Raw genomic sequence first — 824 nt, 5'->3', positions numbered from 1 at the left:
CCTTTGAACCTCGATAAATCCCTTTTCTTCTAACTGTTTCACAAGTCTTGTAACCGTAGCTCTACTCAAATTCGTGTAATTCTCTAATTCTGTAATTGAGAATGGAATAAACTTATTGTCCGAGTAGATCGCTATTGTTAGCAAAAACATTTTTTTCTAAACGTGCTACTATCTTTCCACTGGCTGATTGCAGCAACTTGTCATATTGGTGTGGCTTCATATCCAATTCCATATAGTGTTTTCTATTAGACTTGTAATGATTCTTATGTAGATATCGCTCATAAATCAGTATTCTTTCCTGTTTATTCAGAGAGTTAACAGCATCCACTATAAATTGGTAGAATGAATGTAATGATTCGTTGTCTCTAAGCTCATAGAATTCCACCAAACAATCTCTGAAGTTCTCGTGATAGGAAAGTATATGATTCTCGTAAATTAGCTTATTTCGGCTTATACGTTGTTCTGCGCCATCCTGAAAACGTACGATGTAAAACCAATACATGTGGAATATGTTTTTTAATGTATTTTTTTCCATGTTATTCACTCCCTTCAAATACAAAAAAAGCAACGTGCCATTTTATACGACAAGTTGCTTTTTATAATTATACTTTTTATCCAATCTCCAAACGATGCATCGTTGCCTCTGAATAGATTACTCTAATATTCTTTTTGCTGGTTTTATACMATTTTTACAAACAGTATGTGTGATTTTACTAATTATTTATTTAAATATCAATCGATTATTATTTATATCAATTTAAATAGAATGATATTTTTTCACAGTAAATATCATTCACATGAATAAAGATGCGAATGCTTCCTGC

Annotated in this window: 1 protein-coding gene; it reads right to left on the bottom strand. The window is 31.5% G+C overall.

The window, feature by feature from the left end:
• The coding region (locus AC1DJR_RS31945; protein WP_477004462.1) for a MarR family transcriptional regulator at window positions 1–150 on the bottom strand (150 nt) is incomplete at its 3' end.
• Window positions 151–824: the final 674 nt, after the last annotated feature.

Source organism: Bacillus sp. 05T31 (assembly GCF_056396725.1).
This window is presented reverse-complemented; position numbering and strand designations above follow the sequence as displayed.